This is a genomic window from Sphingobium sp. LMC3-1-1.1 (assembly GCF_040676285.1).
GTDB lineage: Bacteria > Pseudomonadota > Alphaproteobacteria > Sphingomonadales > Sphingomonadaceae > Sphingobium.
Map to the genome: position 1 here is coordinate 1 of NZ_JBEGHQ010000001.1, position 17,900 is coordinate 17,900.

At 60.5% G+C, this 17,900-nt stretch carries 20 protein-coding genes and 1 pseudogene; 13 read left to right on the forward strand and 8 right to left on the reverse strand.

Translation table 11 applies throughout. The annotated features are described in order from the left end of the window. The coding region (locus MRBLMC3_RS00005) for a hypothetical protein (protein WP_363824882.1) at positions 1-233 on the forward strand (233 nt) is incomplete at its 5' end. A gap of 560 nt (positions 234-793) precedes the next feature. On the opposite strand, the gene MRBLMC3_RS00010 is transcribed toward MRBLMC3_RS00005, so the two are convergent. The 4 genes from MRBLMC3_RS00010 to MRBLMC3_RS00025 form a co-directional block, all read right to left on the reverse strand. Further along, complete coding sequence (locus MRBLMC3_RS00010; RefSeq protein WP_363824885.1) at positions 794-1,546, reverse strand: LrgB family protein; 753 nt, start codon at positions 1,544-1,546, stop codon at positions 794-796. Then, on the reverse strand, positions 1,503-1,895 hold the full coding sequence (locus tag MRBLMC3_RS00015) for a CidA/LrgA family protein (RefSeq protein WP_363824888.1): 393 nt from the start codon (positions 1,893-1,895) through the stop codon (positions 1,503-1,505). Before MRBLMC3_RS00015 ends, MRBLMC3_RS00010 begins: the two co-directional genes overlap by 44 nt. A 125-nt stretch (positions 1,896-2,020) precedes the next feature. Beyond that, entirely contained in the window at positions 2,021-2,569 is a 549-nt protein-coding gene (locus MRBLMC3_RS00020; protein WP_363735597.1) for an ester cyclase, read from the reverse strand. Between the two features lie 128 nt (positions 2,570-2,697). Continuing rightward, positions 2,698-3,876, reverse strand: a complete 1,179-nt coding sequence (locus MRBLMC3_RS00025; protein WP_363735694.1) for an IclR family transcriptional regulator domain-containing protein — start codon at positions 3,874-3,876, stop codon at positions 2,698-2,700. Positions 3,877-4,246: 370 nt separating this feature from the next. Here MRBLMC3_RS00025 and MRBLMC3_RS00030 point away from each other — a divergent pair, with 370 nt between their 5' ends. Beyond that, the gene (locus MRBLMC3_RS00030; RefSeq protein WP_363824890.1) at positions 4,247-5,044 is read left to right on the forward strand and encodes a cyclase family protein; all 798 of its coding nucleotides are present in this window, start codon (positions 4,247-4,249) and stop codon (positions 5,042-5,044) included. 154 nt (positions 5,045-5,198) lie between these two features. Here MRBLMC3_RS00030 and MRBLMC3_RS00035 read toward each other — a convergent pair whose 3' ends face one another. From MRBLMC3_RS00035 to MRBLMC3_RS00045, 3 genes are all read right to left on the reverse strand, one after another. Continuing rightward, entirely contained in the window at positions 5,199-5,393 is a 195-nt protein-coding gene (locus MRBLMC3_RS00035; RefSeq protein WP_133651602.1) for a tautomerase family protein, read from the reverse strand. A gap of 120 nt (positions 5,394-5,513) precedes the next feature. Continuing rightward, the gene (locus tag MRBLMC3_RS00040) at positions 5,514-5,936 is read right to left on the reverse strand and encodes a GlcG/HbpS family heme-binding protein (protein WP_133651603.1); all 423 of its coding nucleotides are present in this window, start codon (positions 5,934-5,936) and stop codon (positions 5,514-5,516) included. Between the two features lie 42 nt (positions 5,937-5,978). Further along, complete coding sequence (locus MRBLMC3_RS00045) at positions 5,979-7,403, reverse strand: purine-cytosine permease family protein (protein ID WP_133651604.1); 1,425 nt, start codon at positions 7,401-7,403, stop codon at positions 5,979-5,981. Positions 7,404-7,913: 510 nt separating this feature from the next. Here MRBLMC3_RS00045 and MRBLMC3_RS00050 point away from each other — a divergent pair. From MRBLMC3_RS00050 to MRBLMC3_RS00090, 9 genes and pseudogenes are all read left to right on the forward strand, one after another. After that, on the forward strand, positions 7,914-8,801 hold the full coding sequence (locus MRBLMC3_RS00050; protein WP_133651605.1) for a tRNA U-34 5-methylaminomethyl-2-thiouridine biosynthesis protein: 888 nt from the start codon (positions 7,914-7,916) through the stop codon (positions 8,799-8,801). Next, positions 8,783-9,637 carry a tRNA U-34 5-methylaminomethyl-2-thiouridine biosynthesis protein gene (locus MRBLMC3_RS00055; RefSeq protein WP_363824892.1) on the forward strand — a complete coding sequence of 285 codons (855 nt, stop codon included), beginning with the start codon at positions 8,783-8,785 and terminating at the stop codon, positions 9,635-9,637. The genes MRBLMC3_RS00050 and MRBLMC3_RS00055 overlap by 19 nt, the downstream gene beginning before the upstream one ends. A gap of 38 nt (positions 9,638-9,675) precedes the next feature. Beyond that, the gene (locus MRBLMC3_RS00060; RefSeq protein WP_363735601.1) at positions 9,676-11,133 is read left to right on the forward strand and encodes a 2-hydroxymuconic semialdehyde dehydrogenase; all 1,458 of its coding nucleotides are present in this window, start codon (positions 9,676-9,678) and stop codon (positions 11,131-11,133) included. Beyond that, the gene (gene mhpD, locus MRBLMC3_RS00065; protein ID WP_363735602.1) at positions 11,130-11,921 is read left to right on the forward strand and encodes a 2-keto-4-pentenoate hydratase; all 792 of its coding nucleotides are present in this window, start codon (positions 11,130-11,132) and stop codon (positions 11,919-11,921) included. The genes MRBLMC3_RS00060 and mhpD overlap by 4 nt, the downstream gene beginning before the upstream one ends. An 87-nt stretch (positions 11,922-12,008) precedes the next feature. Beyond that, positions 12,009-12,770: a 2-keto-4-pentenoate hydratase gene (locus tag MRBLMC3_RS00070; RefSeq protein ID WP_363824893.1), complete on the forward strand. Its 762-nt coding sequence runs from the start codon at positions 12,009-12,011 to the stop codon at positions 12,768-12,770. Beyond that, complete coding sequence (locus tag MRBLMC3_RS00075) at positions 12,767-13,231, forward strand: RidA family protein (RefSeq protein ID WP_133651608.1); 465 nt, start codon at positions 12,767-12,769, stop codon at positions 13,229-13,231. Before MRBLMC3_RS00070 ends, MRBLMC3_RS00075 begins: the two co-directional genes overlap by 4 nt. Before the next feature lie 93 nt (positions 13,232-13,324). Continuing rightward, on the forward strand, positions 13,325-13,684 hold the full coding sequence (locus MRBLMC3_RS00080) for a nuclear transport factor 2 family protein (protein ID WP_363824895.1): 360 nt from the start codon (positions 13,325-13,327) through the stop codon (positions 13,682-13,684). A gap of 243 nt (positions 13,685-13,927) precedes the next feature. After that, positions 13,928-14,719, forward strand: a complete 792-nt coding sequence (locus tag MRBLMC3_RS00085) for an IclR family transcriptional regulator (protein ID WP_363824896.1) — start codon at positions 13,928-13,930, stop codon at positions 14,717-14,719. Positions 14,720-14,743: 24 nt separating this feature from the next. Beyond that, positions 14,744-14,869: pseudogene (locus tag MRBLMC3_RS00090) on the forward strand (IS5/IS1182 family transposase); the annotation flags it as partial. Here MRBLMC3_RS00090 and bla read toward each other — a convergent pair. Next, positions 14,869-15,774 carry a subclass B3 metallo-beta-lactamase gene (gene bla / locus MRBLMC3_RS00095; protein WP_414714610.1) on the reverse strand — a complete coding sequence of 302 codons (906 nt, stop codon included), beginning with the start codon at positions 15,772-15,774 and terminating at the stop codon, positions 14,869-14,871. The pseudogene MRBLMC3_RS00090 and the gene bla overlap by 1 nt on opposite strands. Positions 15,775-15,871: 97 nt before the next feature. On the opposite strand from bla, the gene MRBLMC3_RS00100 reads away from it, so the two are divergent. After that, a complete protein-coding gene (locus MRBLMC3_RS00100) occupies positions 15,872-16,783 on the forward strand; it encodes a LysR family transcriptional regulator (protein WP_363824898.1) in 912 nt (303 codons plus the stop codon). Positions 16,784-16,926: 143 nt separating this feature from the next. Continuing rightward, entirely contained in the window at positions 16,927-17,856 is a 930-nt protein-coding gene (locus MRBLMC3_RS00105) for a LysR family transcriptional regulator (protein ID WP_133651613.1), read from the forward strand. The last annotated feature ends 44 nt before the right edge of the window (positions 17,857-17,900 follow it).

The following is a 17,900-nucleotide window of genomic DNA, read 5'->3' on the forward strand; positions in this document are numbered from 1 at the left end:
CGATCGCCGAGGCGGACGAGACGATGCGTCCGGGCGTGATCTCTATCCCGCACGGCTTTGGTCCGGCCACCGGTGAGATGGACGAGGATGGCGGGGTCTCCATCGGTGCCCTCATCGTCGCCGATGAATTCTATCAGCGCGTCAACGCCATCCCACGGATGACCGCCATCCCCGTGAATGTCCGGCGCCTGAGCAGCAGGATTGTCGGGCACCAGACCGCAGAAGTGGAGTGAGCCATATGCATGAAATGCCCCCGCAACGGGGATCGGTGAAGATCAGATTTTGAATGCGGGCCGGGTTCGCCAGGTGGCCGGGATAGCAGTGCGATGACCATGGTGCCCCAAGCGCGTCGGCACAGCGCACGTCTGGTCGCCTGACGGAAGGGCAGGGCTCGCCCTTGAGGTGCGGTATAATTTAGGCCGCTATCCGCTGACGCGGTCGAGGACCACGCTTTTGTGTTGCGATGCGACGTCGTGGGAAACGATCCGGAGTTTTGCGCCAAATGGCTTCACAAGCATCGTCGTGGATTAGAGCGGTTTCGATCTGATTGAATCAGATCGCCGCTCTGGATTCCTTGTTTTTCGCGATTTCTTAACCAGCGATCGGTTCCGATCGCTTGGAAATCGCTTTAACACGCGTCGTGCTGGAAGCTGGCACTCTTTCCACGTTTATTTGACACGTGTTGAGGGAACGAGGTGTCGGATCAAATACATCTGCCCATGCCATGCAAAGGGAGCGCTGTCGGCACGGGTCGACAAGGGCGATGTGCACCGGTCCCGCTCTATACCGTCCCTCAAACGATCAACGACCAGGCGATGGGCAGGAATACAGATGTCAGGATCGCATTGAGCGCCATGGCGAGTGCAGCAAATGCTCCGGCGGTCTTGTTGACCTGCAGCGCTCGAGCGGTGCCAATGCCATGACTGGCGATGCCCAGTGCAAAGCCGCGGGCTTCCCAATCGTCGATCTTCATGCGGTTCATCAAGACCGGTCCGGCAATTGCGCCAAAGATACCGGTGAGGATTACCAACACAGCTGTTAGTGCTTCAATTCCCCCGAGTTGCTCCACGATCGCCATTGCGACAGGTGCTGTTACCGACTTAGGGGAAATCGTGACAAGCGTTGCCCTGTCGGCACCAAGAGCCCAGGCAATGATGACTGCGCTTGCCGAAGCTGTCACTGATCCGACGAACAGGCTGACGAGGATCGCGCGCGCCGAACGTTTAAGCGTGTCGATCTGGCGATAAAGCGGAATGGCAAGCGCCACGGTAGCCGGCCCCAGCAGGAAATGGATGAATTTGGCGCCATCGAAATAAACGGGGTAGGTGGTGTTGGTCAGTGTCAGAACAGCAATCACGATCGCAATTGCCAGAAGGACAGGATTACAAGCAGAGTTCCGGCCGGACTTCTCATAGACCAAGCTGCCGATTTGATATGCGATCAGCGTCAGGACGATATGTGGCAGCGGGCCTTTTACCAGATGGTCCCAGATGGTTTGCACGTCAGTCATTGGCGCCAGCGTCGTTGGCGATTTGCGGAGACGCATGGCAATTCTTTCGACGGCCGCGGTTCAGCCTTGCCATCGTCGCAGCGGTTACGGCGATTGTCAGCAGGCTCGAACAGACGATGGCTGCGCCCAGAGGAAGCAGGTTTGCCTTCAGGATGGCGACGCTGCCCATGATGCCGACGCCCGCGGGCACGAACAGTAGTGAGAGATTGGACAGCAACGCATCTCCAGCCTTTTCGAGGTCTTCTGGCAGGTCGCCCCAGACAACGAGAAGTCCGAGCAGCAGGACCATGCCGAGCACGGGGCCGGGAAAGGAAATGTGGACGACTTGCACGATGACCTCACCAGCAAATTGGCAGGCGAGGATCAGCAGAAACCACTTCAACATGGGGCTTGAATCCATTGTTCAGACTTGACCGCGGCGGGTTGAGTCCAGGCCCTGCCGACTTGCAGGCCCCCGGAGTCCCCTCAACGACTTGTTTGCGAGCAGGAGGTGTCGCAAAGAATCTGGAACTAGATAGGCTTGTGCTTGCTGCTGGTCCAGGCTGCGCCCAAAAGTTCGTTGCTGGGCAGACTGTTATCCAGAACCTTGCGGGCAGTTTCTACACCCGCGATCGGCAGGCTTGCCGGGTCAAGCAAGCCGATCTGCACGAGTACGGATGCTTGATCCCAGTAGATGTGCTCATGCGCGACTTTGCCATCCCTGAAGTTCACGATAGCGACCATGGCAATTTCGACGGGCTTGCCGGTCGGTGCAATGCCCGGCAACATCCAGTCGATCTGTGAGCTGTGCGTGAAGCTGAAAATCATCTCGTCGACGATCTGGCTTGCGCCCACCGTCCTGCTGACGAGGGTCAATTTCGTGTCGTCAGGATTGCCGCCAATGAAATGATATCGATAAAAGCGCTTCAGTGCATCGTGCCCCACACCCCCTGCAAGAGTGGGTATGTGGTTGACATAGGGTTCGGCAACCATCGTCGCCATCGTTGCGTCGACATCACGCGTATCGAACTCGTAGCTGCAATGTTCCTCCCAGAGCGCAATCATTTCTTCAGTGGTCATAAACCTGCATCCTGCAAAAGATCGGCATCAAGAGTTCGAAAGAGCGACGACCTCGTCAACGGCCAAATGACGCGCCGTCTCATTGGATGAGAAACCCCCGTCACACAGTGTAGCCGCGCCCGGATCACTCAGGATTGCGGGCTGTAAGCCACTGCCCTGATCATGATCCCCTGATGCGGGTGCATGAATTCGTTGACGCCGACCGTGGTGCGGGTCGGGCCGTCTGGCGGAAAGAAGGTGGCGTAAACTTCGTTGTAGACGCCATAGGCCGACATGTCGGTCAGATAGGCGTGAAGATCGACGATATCCGAGATGCTGGAGCCCACATCGTTGAGCATCTCGGCGAGCGAATTGAGGATGTAGCGGGTCTGTTCACGGAAATCGATGTCGAAGGTGCCATCTTCGTTGAAGCGGACGCCTTCGAAGCTGTTGTCCTCGCGGCGGGCGCTGGTGCCGGAAATGAAGATGAAATTGTCCACGCGCTTGAGGTGCGGATAGTTGCCGAGCGGCCTTGCACGGCCTCCGAAGATCTTGCTTTGCGAGAACAGGTGGCGCTCCACGCTTTTGGAGGTTTCGCGCAGGCGATTCTTCACTTCGATCACGCGGTCGTCATCGAGCCGTGAGGCGGGCGCCGAAAGCGCGATCGCGGCAATTACCCTGCCGCTCGAATTGTGTAACGGGACCGCGACGGACCGGAGGCCGTCTTCCCATTCACCATCGTCAACCGCGTAGCCGCGATCTGCAATCCGGTTCAGCTCGGCGGTCATGGCCTCGGGCGAGGTGATCGTGTTTTCGGTGAACTTCACGAGTTCGAGGTTGGCGGCAAAGGCCTTGCGCTGTGTTTCACCCATTGCCGCAAGGAACACTTTGCCCCCGGCAGTACAGTGCAGGGGGAAGGGGCGGCCGACGTCCTGATTGATCAGCAGCGACCTGTCGGGCAGCGCAATCGTGGAATTCATCGCCTCGTTGCCGACGCGGACTACGCAATGCAGCGCTTCGCGGAATTCGAGAGCCAGCTCCTCAAGATGCGGCTGGATCGCGTCGAGTAGAATGGTGTCGCCATCGACCTTGCCACCCAGATCCGACAGCGTCGGACCAAGCTGAAACCGTCCGTTGCGCGTCCGCACGATCGCGCCTTCGCTCTCCAGCGTCAGCAGGAAGCGATGCACGGTTGCAAGATTGGAGCCCGTGGCCTGCGCGATCTCCGTGGCTGACACGTCCCGGCCCATCGATGCGATGGTCCTGAGGAGGGCGAATGCCTTTCCTACGGAGCTGTTTTTGGGGGTTAGAAGGGGGCCGCGAATGATGTGCTTCCTTTGAAAGAACGGACGTAAAACTGCCGCTGCGGCATATCAGCGGGCTAGGTGACGCGCAAGTTGCTGAGGCACCTGGCGGGAACGCCGGAATCGCCGCGAAAAGCTGCCAACAGTTGCGTTGACATAACTGAAGCATGATGGCACGATCTCAATGCATAATCTAATTATCTCATTTAGTAAGATATGCTTTTGGAGTCGGAGGGAGCTGGGGGTTTCTGAGGTTCGGGTCAGCACATCAGTAGTCGTTTGTTGGGAGTGTCTCCGAGCAAGAGGCATGAGCCGGACGTGACCGTCCGCGGCGCAAGCGGCCAATCGGGCGCAACGCTGAAATGTGCTGCAGGATCGCCAGGGAATTCCCCCGATGCCGGACTTGGAATCAAAGGAGTTCACCATGAGTTCAATTCTTCAGGAATTTGTCCAGGCGTTGAAGTCGAGGAAGGTCGAGATCATCGACATGAGCCATACGCTGCAACCCGCTACCCCGGTCATCCAACTGCCGGAACCGTTCAACCAGACGCTGCCGTTCCGCATCGAGGAAATCTCCAACTTCGATGAACGCGGCCCCAACTGGTACTGGAACAACATCCATCTGGGCGAACATACCGGTACGCACTTTGACGCGCCGATCCACTGGATCACCGGCCGCGACTATCCCGACGGCTCGGTGGACAAGATCCCCGCCGAGAAGCTGATCGCGCCGGCCATCGTCATCGACGTCACCGCCAAGGTCGATGCCGACGACGAATATCTGATGACGCTGGACGACGTGAAGGCATGGGAAGACGAACACGGCATGATCCCGGAAGGTGCCTGGGTTCTCGTCCGCACCGGCTGGCAGTCTCGCTATCCGACCGAGAAGTTCCTGGACAACAGCCGCTGGCCCGGCCAGCACCCTGACGTTCCGGGCTTCCTCGCGCATGAGCGCAAGGTCATCGGCGTCGGCACCGAACCGGTGGGCACCGACGCTGGTGCGGCCCATTCGTTTGAAACCCGCTGGCCTTGCCACCACCACATGCACGGCACCAACCGCTACGGCCTGTCGAGCCTTGCCAACATGGACAAGCTCCCCGCGACCGGCGCCGTGCTGATCACGCCGCCGCTGAAGATCATCAAGGGTTCGGGCAGCCCGTGCCGCGTGCTGGCACTGGTCGAGCGTTAAGATCGGTCTCCTCCTCGCGGGTTTGCCGCGGGGAGGAGAATTGGCGGTTCACGGCGGCTCCGGGCCGCTGGCGGATCAAAGCCGAAAAAGAGCCCAGGCACTATGGTGTGCCTGGGCTCTTTCTGCTTCCGGCAACAACTGCCGGAGGAGGGCTTCAGGCCAAAGGGGGCTCCGCCTTCGTGACTCCGGCGACGCCCCAATTTTCGGGTTCGACCTCGGAGAGGATGACCCGAACCTGCACGGGTTGGACCTCAAGCGTGGCCACGATCGCGTCCGTCACGCGCGAGATCAGCAGTTTGCGGTCTTCGGACGATCTACCCTTGAGGATCTGGATGCTGGCGATCGGCATGGCTTGTCCTGGCGCTTTGGGGGCTCTGTCGGAATGCAGCCTTGCCGGCCTGCATTTCCCTGTTGCCCTGCCTGACAGCAAAAGGCCCGGAAAGCGTTTCTGCTTTCCGGGCCTTGATGGTCAGAAACCGATGGCGGCTATGCCAGCCATGGCGGCCAACTCATCATTGTCGCTGAGGTCGCCGGTAACCCCGACCGCGCCGACGACTTCCTTGTCGGCGTTGCGGATCAGCAGGCCACCCGCAGCAGGGACGATGCCGCCCGGGCTGATCATGCCCAGCGAATTGACGAAAGTGGGCCGCTCGGCTGCCATTTCGTTCAGGGCACGCGAGGACAGGCCAAGGGCGAGCGCCCCATTGGCCTTGCCGATCGCGATCTGCGGACGCAGGTTGGAGGAATTGTCTTCGCGCGCCAGGGCAAGCAGATGGCCACCGGGATCGAGCACGGCGACCGTCAGCGGCTGAAGGTTGCGCGCGCGGCCATCCTTCAGCGTTGCGTCGACCAGGGCTTGTGCCTGAGCGAGAGTGATACTGCGTCCTGCCATTGATATACCTTTGCAAAATCGGGATTTGAACGAGGAGTGCCTTCAGGCGTGAGCCGGCACCAGCGAGTTCAGCTGTCGCAGGCGCAGCGGCGGATAGATGATCAGGCACATTGCCAGGGTCGTGAAACCCTCGATCGGCAGGATGCCCGACAGCACATAATGCGACATGAATACGGCTGCGATGAGGGTGGCGACACCCGACCAGTTGACGGCTTCCGCGTTCGCCACCTTCGTCGCCAGATCGTTGTCGAACATGCGGCGGACGATGTAGAAATCTGCGACGATGATCCCGGCAAAGGCCGTGGTCAGCACGCCCAGCATCGTCACCCATGAATTGATCAGTTCGAGCAGATTGCCATAGATCATGAGCAGGCCCATGATGTTGCCGAGGATCACGAAGGCGAGGCGGCCGGGGCGGAAGCTGAGGGCGTCGAACAGGTTCGAAAGCGAAAGCGAGGCGCTGTAGGTGTTGAGCACCTGCGTCTTGCCCTGGGCGAGAACGAGCAGGAGCGCGCCCATCGTCCCGCCGAGCACGACGAAGGCTGCTGTGATGCTATCCGGGCTCTGGAGAGCGGCATGCCGCGCAGCTTCGACCGTCAGTCCCTGAACCTGGGTGTAGAACTGGATCAGGGCAGGGCCGCCAGCATAAAGGATCACGCCGCCGGTCACCATCATCAGAAGGTCCATCGCGATGTTGCCCATCAGGGCGGCAATGCCGATGTCGACCGAGCGACGCGCATAGCGGCCAAGGTCGGCATCGAACAGGGAGAGCGCTCCGGCCGAGCCGATCAGGACGTTGATGGCGAAGATGAACTTTGCCTTGTCCGTGGCCGCGCCCATCTTCTCAAGCGCCTCGGGCGGGAACTGCGAGCCGAAGGAAAGCAGTTCGCCGACGGTGTAATGGCTGCCCGCAACCGCCACATACATGACGTAGGCGAGGACCAGCAGCGAGAGGATCAGCGAGATCGAGGAGACCTTGGCCACGAGCTTGAAGCCATAGGCCGTAAGCAGGATCCACAGCAGCGTCATGCCGCCATAGATCAGGATCTTGGTCGTGACCGTGTCCTCGAGTTGGAAGTAGAACACGAAGCCGTGATAGAGCAGCGCATTTTCGAGGGCGAGAAAGCCGATGATCATGAACGCGTAAATGAGCGATGAGATCACCGAACCTTGCCGACCGAAGCCGTAGAAGCGCGAAAGGACCGTGCTGGACAGGCCCGAGCGATAGGCGATGTGACCGCAGGCCCAGCCAAGCAGCGCGCCGAGTATCGTCACGATCGCTCCGGCGATCAGGCCGATCTTGATGCCCGCCACAAAGGTCACCAGGGCGCCGAAGAAGATCTGGACCAGGGAGACCACCATGCCGGTCGTGTTCCATGTGAGCGACAACCATCCCTGGCGCAGTTCCACCGGGACCGGTTCCAGGGCGTGGTCCTCAATCTGTTCCGAAACACTTTCGTGGGTCATGTCTAATTCGCCTCTCGCGATGCGTCTCTGGGACGGGCGGACAGGGATCGCACGTTGCGGTGCATCGTGCGGGGCAAGCAATCGTTTCGAGCCACTGCTGCAATCTCGCGGTAGACTGGCGTGACCAGGCCCGGCCGAGGGTCGATGACTCCACTCCCGGAAGAATCGGCCTGAGAGCCTTGCAACCGGACTTTCCCGGCCTTGCTCGCGCCCTTGCAGCTTCGGTTTGAAATCTTCAATATTAAGATATGAATTTTCTTTGATGGGATATAATGATGTTGCAATCTGGCGTCAAGCGGACCTGAAAATGTCAAAAATGCTGAGATTTCAGTAGGAAATGAAGGTGGCGCCCTGTTGCCTGACCTCACTCTCCAAATGGCATCGTGACCCATCGGATCGCCAAAAGCGCGGGCCGGCCCTGTTGACTGCCGGCCAAAGCCGTGTAAGGTTGTTCTCACAGATTACGAGTTCATTCTCTCATTTTTTGAGATTTGTAAGGAGCCAGTGGTTATGTCGGGAGAAGGCAAGATTGTCGCGGGGTTTGTTGCACCTCATCCGCCCCATCTGGTCTATGCTGAAAATCCGCCGCAGAACGAGCCCCGCTCGGAAGGTGGCTGGGAAACGCTTCGTTGGGCATATGACCACGTTCGCCGCGCAATCGACGAACTGAAGCCCGATGTCCTGCTGGTCCATTCACCGCACTGGATTACGCAGGTCGGCCATCATTTCCTGGGCGTTAAGGATCTGAAGGGGAAATCGGTCGATCCGATCTTCCCGAACCTGTTCCGCTACAATTTCGACATGCAGATCGATGTGGATCTGGCCGAGGCTTGCTGCGCGGAAGCCGAAGCGGCCGGCCTGGTGTCTCAGATGATGCGCAATCCCAATTTTCGCGTCGACTATGGCACGATCACCACGCTGCACATGGTTCGTCCACAGTGGGATATTCCTGTCGTCGGCATCTCGGCGAACAATTCGCCTTATTATCTGCAGCTTGGCGAAGGCATGGAGCAGATGGAGCGCCTGGGCGTGGCAACGCGTGAGGCTATTCGGAAGAGCGGAAAGCGGGCCGTGTTGCTCGCCTCGAATACCTTCTCGCACTATCACTTCAAGGAAGAGCCAGTTCCGCCGGAAGATATGAGCCGCGAACACCCGGAAAGATATGACGGGTACAAGTGGGATGTCCGCATGATCAACCTGATGCGCGAGGGCAAGATCCGCGAAGTCATGGACCTCTTCCCGCAGTGGGTCGATGAGGCCTTCGCCGAAGTGAAATCCGGCGCGTTCCCGTGGATGATGTCAGCGATGGATTACCCCACCATCCCGGCCGTGCTGCACGGATATGGTTCGGTCATCGGGACAGGCAACGCGGTCATGGAATGGCGTCTCGCCGCCTGACCCCTGGTTCCTTGGAGGTTTATGAAATGAGCATTGTTTCCGCGTTTCTCATCCCGGGTAACCCATTGCCGTTCCTTCGTCCTGACAATCCGCCGTGGGCGGCCCTGGCAGAGGGCGCGCGGGCAGCCGGCAAGGCACTGGCTGAATCCAGGCCTGATGTTCTGCTCATCTATTCAACCCAATGGATGGCGGTGCTGGACCAGCTTTGGCAGGCACGCGAACACAGCACCGATATCCATGTGGATGAGAACTGGTACGCCTTTGGCGATCTGCAGGCCAATCTCAGGGCCGATGTGGATCTGGTCCACGCCTGCGTCGAGGCCGCCGTTGCTGCAGGTATCAAGTCGAAGGCTGTAGATTATGACGGTTTCCCGATCGATACGGGAACTATCGTCGCCACCGGTTTCGTCAACCCGACCGGCGAGATCAAGGCAGTGGCCGCAGCGAACAATCTCTATCACGATTTTGCCATGACCGAAAAACTGGCAAAGCTGGCCGCCGAGCAAGCCGAATTGCAGGGCAAGCGGGTGGCGGTGCTTGCCGTCGGCGGGTTGTCAGGCAAATATATCGACGAAAAGATCGACATCGCTGCTGACCATTTCGGCGGCGAGAATGACGACGTACACAACCGGAAACTTCTGTCGCTCATGGAAGCGGGGGACGTGGCAGCGTTGCGAGCCTGGCTGCCCGACTATGCCAAGGTGACGGGCGCCGACATGAGCATGAAGCATCTTGCGTGGATTCTCGGAGCCACGGGCGGCTTCCGCGGGGCCAAAACGCTGGCCTATGGGCCGACCTATGGTGCGGGCGCTGCGGTGGTTCAATTCGAACTATAAGCCTTTTTGCAACTTGATAAGCTGAATCGGTGCATCGGATGTCTAATACCCAATATCGAAACTTCGTTGGTGGCCAGTTCGTGGCAACCAACCGCAGCTTCGAAGATATCAATCCGGCGACAGGCAAGGTCTACGCTGAAGTTCACGAGGCCGGAGCCGACCTCGTGGACGAAGCCGCCGACCATGCCCGGAAGGCGCTCAAGGGGGATTGGGGCAAGACCACTCCCGAGCAGCGTGCCGCCTTGCTGGACAAGATCGCTGACGGGATCGAGCGCCGCTTCCAGGACTTCCTTGAAGCCGAGGTTCATGACACCGGCAAGCCGGCATCGCTGGCATCCACGCTGGACGTGCCACGGGGCGCTGCAAACTTCCGCGCGTTTTCCTCGATGATCCGCACCACCGGCGGTGAGGTTTTCGAGACCCCGACGCCGGACGGATCGATTGCGCTGAACTACACCCAGCGTCGTCCGCTCGGCACCGTCGGCGTCATTTCGCCATGGAACCTGCCGCTGCTGCTGTTTTCGTGGAAGGTCGCTCCGGCGCTCGCCTGCGGCAATGCGATCATTGCCAAGCCTTCCGAAGAAACGCCGGGCACGGCAACGTTGCTGGCTGAGGTCATTGCCGAAGCGGGTGTGCCGGACGGCGTGTTCAACCTCGTCCACGGCTTCGGTGCGAACTCCGCGGGCGAAGCGATCGTCAGGTCGTCGAAGGTCAATGGCATTACCTTTACCGGCGAATCCGGGACCGGTGCAACGATCATGCGGCAGGCTGCCGAAGGCGTGCGTCCCGTATCGTTCGAACTGGGTGGCAAGAATGCGGCCATCGTTTTCGCGGACTGCGATTTCGAAGAGACGGTCGCTGGCGTTGCGCGGTCGAGCTTCCTGAATACCGGGCAGGTCTGCATGTGCACCGAGCGCGTATATGTCGAGCGGCCGATCTACGAGAAGTTTGTGGCTGCCCTGACCGCGCATGCCAAGGGGATGCGCATTGGCGATCCGTGGGCCAAGGATACCCAGCTTGGCCCGGTGATCTCGCAGAAGCACCGCGAGAAGATTCTCGGTTACATGGCTCTCGCCCGCGAGGAAGGGGCAGAAGTGATGACCGGGGGCGGTATCCACGCTGCGAGCGAAAGCCTTGGTGGGTGGTTCATCGAGCCGACCGTGTGGACCGGCCTCGCGCAGGATTCGCGCTGCATGCAGGAAGAAGTCTTTGGGCCGGTCTGCAACGTGCTGCCCTTCGACACCGAAGAAGAAGCCGTCATGCTCGCCAATGACAGCAAATATGGCCTCGTCTCGGCCGTGTGGACTTCGAACCTCAAGCGTGGGCATCGCGTTGCGGCGCAGATCGACGTCGGGATCGTCTGGCTGAACGCCTGGTTCCTGCGTGACCTGAGGACGCCTTTCGGCGGCACGAAGCTGTCCGGCCTTGGCCGCGAAGGCGGGCATCATTCGCTCGACTTCTACTCCGAACTCAAGAATATTTGCGTGAAGCTATGACCAACATGATTGAAAAAGCCGCAGAATTGCTGCGCAATGCCGAGGCGGCAAAGAGCCCGTGCGCGCCGGTGAGGACGTTCCTTCCTGCGGACGATCTTGCCGCTGCCTACGAAGTGCAGAAGATCAATGCCCAGCTTGCCGTGTCCGCCGGGCGCCGGATTTCGGGCAAGAAAATCGGTCTGACTTCGGCTGCGGTGCAGAGGCAGCTTGGCGTGAACCAGCCCGACTATGGCGTGCTCTTTGCCGACATGGAAGCGCCCAGCGGCGCGAGCATTGCTTTCGAGCAGGTTCTTCAGCCCAAGGTCGAGGCGGAAGTCGCTTTGGTGATCGGCAAGGAACTTCGTCATGCGGATACGACGCTGGCGGAATTGATCGGTGCGGTGGAATTCGTTCTTCCGGCTCTGGAAATCGTCGGCAGCCGCATCGCCAACTGGGATATCTCGATAGTCGACACCATTGCCGACAACGCTTCATGCGGCGCATATGTCCTTGGGCACCGGCCCGTGAAGCTGGCAGATGTGGACCTTGGAATGTGCGGGATGGCACTGTCCAATCGCGGCGAGCCGGTTTCCGTCGGAGCAGGGCTCGCATGCTTGGGTCATCCACTGAACGCCGCTCTGTGGTTGGCAAGGACCATGGCGAAGGTCGAGCAGCCGCTCCAGCCCGGAGACGTCGTGCTTACCGGTGCTCTGGGGCCGATGGTGCCGGTAAAGGCCGGCGAGACTTACGAAGCCGACATCAACGGCTTGGGCAGCGTTTCGGTGAATTTCCTGCCGGCCGCTGGATGAAAATGTTTGAGTGCTTCCCTCCAGCCAGCGCTCCTGAGAAGGTGTCGAGCGGGGAAATGAAGTTGCAGTGTTTTGAGGAGCAGAGTTTTGGTCGATATTGATGCAATGGCCGAGGCAGTGGACGCTGCCGCGCTTCATGCTCGACCCATCGGTCAGCTTGGCGATGCGTTGAGCGTCGAAGATGCCTACCGCATCCAGGCCCGCTCGATCGAGCGTCGCATCGCTCGTGGCGAACGCCGGGTCGGCGTGAAGATGGGCTTCACCAGCCGCGCGAAGATGGTTCAGATGGGCGTGTCCGACCTCATCTGGGGCCGCCTGACCGATGCGATGCGCGTGGACGACGGCGGCACCATCGAAATGGAGCGCTACGTGCACCCACGCTGCGAGCCGGAAATCGCGTTCCTGATCGGCAAGGAAATTGCTGGCCCGATCACACTTCTGGAAGCCCAGAATGCGGTTGAAGCGATCGCGCCCGCAATCGAGATCATCGATTCCCGCTACGAAGGATTCAAGTTTACATGGACTGACGTCGTGGCCGACAACGCCTCTTCCTCAGGCTTTGTCGTGGGGTCGTGGCATCGCCGGATCGACGACATCACCAACCTGGGCATGGTGATGCGCTTCGATGGCAAGCCGGTGCAGGTCGGTTCGAGCGCTGCGATCCTTGGCCAGCCCTATCGCGCATTGGCTGACGCCTCGCGCCTCGTGGCCCTGGCCGGAGAGCGCCTGATGCCCGGTGACATCGTGCTGGCTGGCGCAGCGACCTCGGCCGAGGCCCTGCGGCCCGGTGTAAGCGTTTCCCTTGGCGTGCAGAACCTCGGTACTGCCGAATTCCAGGTAGCAAAATGACTGTAGAAACCATCAAGAGCAAGGCAGCCGCTGTTGCCGGTGTAAAAGCGCCTGAGGCAGCTGTCATCAGCGAACTCGCTGTACCTCGCGGTGCCTTTCCGCACTACCGGCGGGCCGGCGATCTGGTCTTCGTGTCCGGCACAAGCTCGCGCCGCCAGGACGGTACCTTCGAAGGAGCCGAAGTTGACGCAATGGGCGTCACGAAGCTGGATATCAAGGAGCAAAGCCGTGCCGTGATCCGGAACATCGGCGAGATCCTCAAGCATGCCGGCCTTGCGCTGAGCGACGTCGTCGAGGTCAGCGTGTTCCTTGTCAACATGAACGATTTTGGTGGTTTCAACGAAGTTTGGGCGGAATTTTTCAGCGAGAATGGGCCGACCCGGACGACCGTTGCCGTCCACCAGCTGCCGCACCCGCTGCTGCTGGTCGAGATGAAGGCGATCGCCTTCGACCCGAAGTGAACTGAGGTGGCAAAGACCGGAACATGATCGTCCGGTCTTTGCCAGATTGCATTTTCCGGTGAGCCATGCGGCAAAGCCGAGAGGAGGTTTCAGATGGGACGCGAAGAGGTCATCAGGTCCTATCTCCAGGCGATGGAGAATGGCGACATGGCAGCGACGCTTGCCTGTTTCGCCTTGGGCGCGACTGTCAAGTCACCGGTCTATGGCAGCATGCCGGTCGAGCCGTTTTACGAACGGCTCTACGGTGATACGACCAGTGCGAAAGTGGATATTATCAATATCTACGGTTCAGTAGCCAATGAGAATGCTTGGGCCGCACATTTTGACTATAAGTGGACGCGGAAGGACGGCCAGTCACTGGCATCCAGTCTTGTAGATCTTTTTACGTTCGATGAAACCTTGGGGAAAATCGAGAATTTGGAGATAATATTTGATCGCGGGGCGATGAAATAACTCCTTTTTTCTGAAGGTTGCTTGATTTTTACGGCTCGACAGAGCCGAATGCTATCGCTCGACTAAAAAAGAGAAATGGCGCTTGCGGGTGTCGCAGCCAGAACCCGAAGTTTTGGACAGGCGAATGCGAAAGCTGTGCGCTCCGGCTCGTGGGGGCGTCGTCAGTCACGCCCGTGAAGTTGACGACGACGTCTGCCTGACCCACTGTTCCGTATCCATCGGAGACATAAAGCTGGACGCCTGATGAGCACGCCCGGAACGCCTACGATCAACGCGCTCTCGCGCAGCCTCCAGATGCTGGAGGCGGTGCTTGTGGACAGGGAAGGGCGGAGCGTCGCCGCGATAGCCGCATCGCTTGATATGCCTATCGCAACGGCGCATCGGCAGGTGGCGACCCTCGTTGCCGATGGATTTCTCGCCCGTATTTCGGGGCGCCAGTTGGGTCCGGGTGCGCGGTTGCTGCGCCTTCTCGAACTGATCGATGAGAAGCAGATCATCGCCGCCGCGGCCGTAGGCAAGCTTTCGCGCCTGGCGAACAAGCTCGATTGCGTTGTACAGCTTGGCACGCTCGAGAACGAGATGGTGACGTACCGTCTCAAGACCGGCCCCCGCGCGGACGACCTGTTTACGCAAGTCGGCCTGCAGCTGGAGGCCTATTGCACGGGAATTGGCAAGGTGCTTCTTGCTTATCTGCCCGAAGCCCAGCGTGAAGCCTATCTTGCCACGGGCCCATTCCCGGCACTCACCGATCGCACGATCACCGACCCGGCCCAGCTGCGCGATGAACTGGTTTGCATCGCCAGCGAACGCGTAGCATTCGATCATGAGGAGACCGCCGAGGGGCTTTCATGCGTGGCGGTTCCCGTGGCCATGCCGGACGGCCGGGTGCTGGCGGCCATTTCCGCATCCAGAAACAGTTCGTCGCCCGGTCCCTTCAATCTCAAGGAGCTTTCGCAACTGATGGCAACCGCTCGCGAGATTGAGGTCGCAATCGCGCTGGCGAAGGCCAATGAGGGTGGTAGCAAAGGTCCCTGACAGAGGTTGGGCGCGGGCGGCATGGGCCGTGACGCCGACAGGTTCCGGGATGTCTTGCAGGCAAAGGGCGTCAAACCCTGCATCTCCGGTCGAAGATCGCACAACGCGCGCGTCAAATATGACAAGCGCCGCTACAGGCGCCGCAACCGTTATCTTCTGACTCTGATCGGTGAGTCCTGACCCTGGCGCCGCTCTGATTTCATGCGCTGCTCCAGCGCCTTGCGCGAGCGTTCCGCATAAGCGCGGCAGGCGCCTGGCCGGGCGTTGTACCGACCCGGGCCGGCATTGTCGGGGTGAGCCGAAATCAGGATGTCGCAGCGCGTTTGGCTCATCGTGGCATAGCTTTTACGGAAGCCGGTGACGATCGGGCGGGCGGTCGGCGCGGTGTAGCGAAAGTCGTCGGTCGATACCGGGTTCAGGCTGGCGGCAAATATGATCGTCCGGCACAACTTCCGTTCGCACGACTGCCAGCGCCAGCTCATGCTGCCCATCGTATGACCTGGCGTCGCCAATGCGGTGACTGTCATATTGCCCAGCCGCAAGCTCTGGTTGCCGCGGATCGTCTGCACCTTTGCGACCGCTGGCCAGGAACCGCCATAGCCGTGTTGCGGATCGTCGGCTGCATGGCGACCGGCCAGCAGCCCTTCCGCGCCCCGCGGACTGGCGACGACAGTCGCGCCTGTGTCGCGCGCCAGCGCCGCAATGCCGCCGGCATGGTCGAAATGGGGTTCGGTGCTGAGAATATATTTGATGTCGCGCGGGCGAAAGCCCAGGCGCCTGACATTGTCGAGGATGGCGGGTGCAGCCTGTGGCAGCGCGCCATCAATCAGGATCAGGCCCGCACCCGTATCGATCAGGGCGACACTCAGGCCCCCGAAGCCAACAAGATAGCTATTACCGAAGATCTTCTGTGGCGGCGCCGGAGAAAGCCATTCTGCGGTTCGAGAGCCAATGATGGGCTTTGTCAGCGGATCCTCCCCCGTTTGCGCCAAACCGTTGATCGAACTCAATAGCGCGGCCAGGGCGGCGGCCGTTGCAAGTCGCATCTTCAACATTCGCAAATCTCCTTCACGGGCAGGATTGCGGCAGGAGTGACGCGGAAACAAAGCATCATTTCTCGACAGAGCCATGAGTTGAGTTCATGGATGATCGATGGATCGTGCCCAGATTCCTCTTAATGCCCTGCGCGCTTTCGACGCGGCGGCGCGCCATCTCAACTTCACGCGCGCGGCGATCGAACTGTGCGTCAGCCAAGGGGCGGTCAGCCATCAGGTTGCGCAGCTCGAACGGCGGCTCGGCACGCGCCTGTTCCATCGGCTGCCGCGTGGTCTGGCACTCACCGACGACGGACAGGCGCTGGCGCCCGTGCTGGCCGAGATGTTCGATCGGCTGGGCGCGATGCTCGATCAATATGCCGATGGACGGTTTCGCGAGGTACTGAACATCGGTGTTGTCGGCACGTTCGCTACCGGCTGGCTGCTTCCTCGACTTGATGGGTTCGCGCGCGCCTGTCCTCACATCGACCTGCGCGTTTCGACCAACAATAATCGCGTCGACATGGCGGCGGAAGCGCTCGACTTCGCGATACGGTTCGGGGACGGCGCCTGGCACGGGGTCCTTGCCGAACCCTTGTTCGAAGCGAGGTTGACGCCGCTCTGCGCGCCATCGGTCGCCAACCGCCTGAGCAGCCCCCGCGACCTGAGCCAGGAACCCTTGCTGCGTTCGTACCGGCCGGACGAATGGCGCCGCTGGTTCGAGGCAGCGGGTGCCCCTCAACCCGTGCTGCGCGGCCCGGTATTCGACAGTTCCGCGTTGATGGTCGCGGCGGCAGCAAATGGACTGGGGGTGGCGCTGGCGCCGGTCGCGATGTTCACCAGCGAACTGATGGCGGAACGCCTGGTCCAGCCGTTCGACATTGCGGTCGACGCCGGCCGTTATTGGCTGACGCGCCTTTTATCGCGCAGGGAAAGCGACGCCATGCGGTCATTTCGGCGCTGGCTGCTGGATGAGGCCATGGCGGAAGCGCGATCATGGTCCGAAGACGCTTTGCCAGCCATGGCGTGACAGCCCGTCAGGCGGATCGGTCCCTGTTCGCCGACATGTCTCCGTTGGACGGCCTCGAACCGTCGATGGAGGCCTGTTTTGCCTTGCGAACCCTTCGGCCTGCATGGATAAATGCCGGCCTATTCGTTCGAGAAAGTGGAGCAATGAATACGCCCGGCACGCCGACCTTCGACCAACTCCGCATCTTCCTGAGTATCGTCGACACGGGAAGCTTTGCGGCCGCCGCACGGAAGCTCAATCGTGCCGTGTCGGTGATCAGCTATGGCATCGCCAATCTGGAAGCGCAGCTCGGGCTGACATTGTTCGACCGGGAGGGCACGCGCAAGCCGCAACTGACGGTGGAGGGCCGTGCCCTGCTGGCCGAGGCTCGCAGCATATCGCATGGTTTCGATGGACTGCGCGCGAAGGTAAAAGGCCTGCTCGACGGGTTGGAGGCGGAGGTTGACCTGGCCGTGGATGTCATGGTGCCGTCAGAACGCCTTGGCAAAATCCTCCGCAATTTCGCGGTCGAGTTTCCGACGGTGCAACTGCGCCTGCATGTCGAGGCTCTGGGCGCGATCACGGCCATGGTGCTGGATCGCGGCGCCGCAATCGGGATCTCCGGGCCGTTGGCGGCGGGCGTGGAAGGCGTCGAGTGCATCGCGGCCGGATCGGTTCCGATGGTACCGGTTGCGGCGCCCGACCATCCGCTTGGCCGCATGGAGCGGATACCCCCAGGCGCTGGGCGGGAGCATACCCAATTGGTGCTGACGGACCGTTCCCGCTTCACGGAGGGGCAGGATTATTCAGTCACGAGTCCCAAGACATGGCGCCTCGCGGATCTGGGCGCCAAACATGCGCTGCTGCGTGAAGGGATCGGGTGGGGCAACATGCCACTGTCGATGATCGAACCGGACCTTCTCGCCGGCACGCTGGTGCGGCTTGCCATGCCCGATCATGTCGGCGGAACATATCGCTTTGCGGGCGTGTGGCGTCGAGATGCTCCGCCGGGACCGGCGGCCTCCTGGCTGCTCGACCAGTTCGTCGCTCTGGGCGCGGACGACATGGAACTGGAGGGGATGGGCGATATCTGATCACACCGAAGGGCGGCCTGACGCCGGGCCGAGCGCGTGTTGGA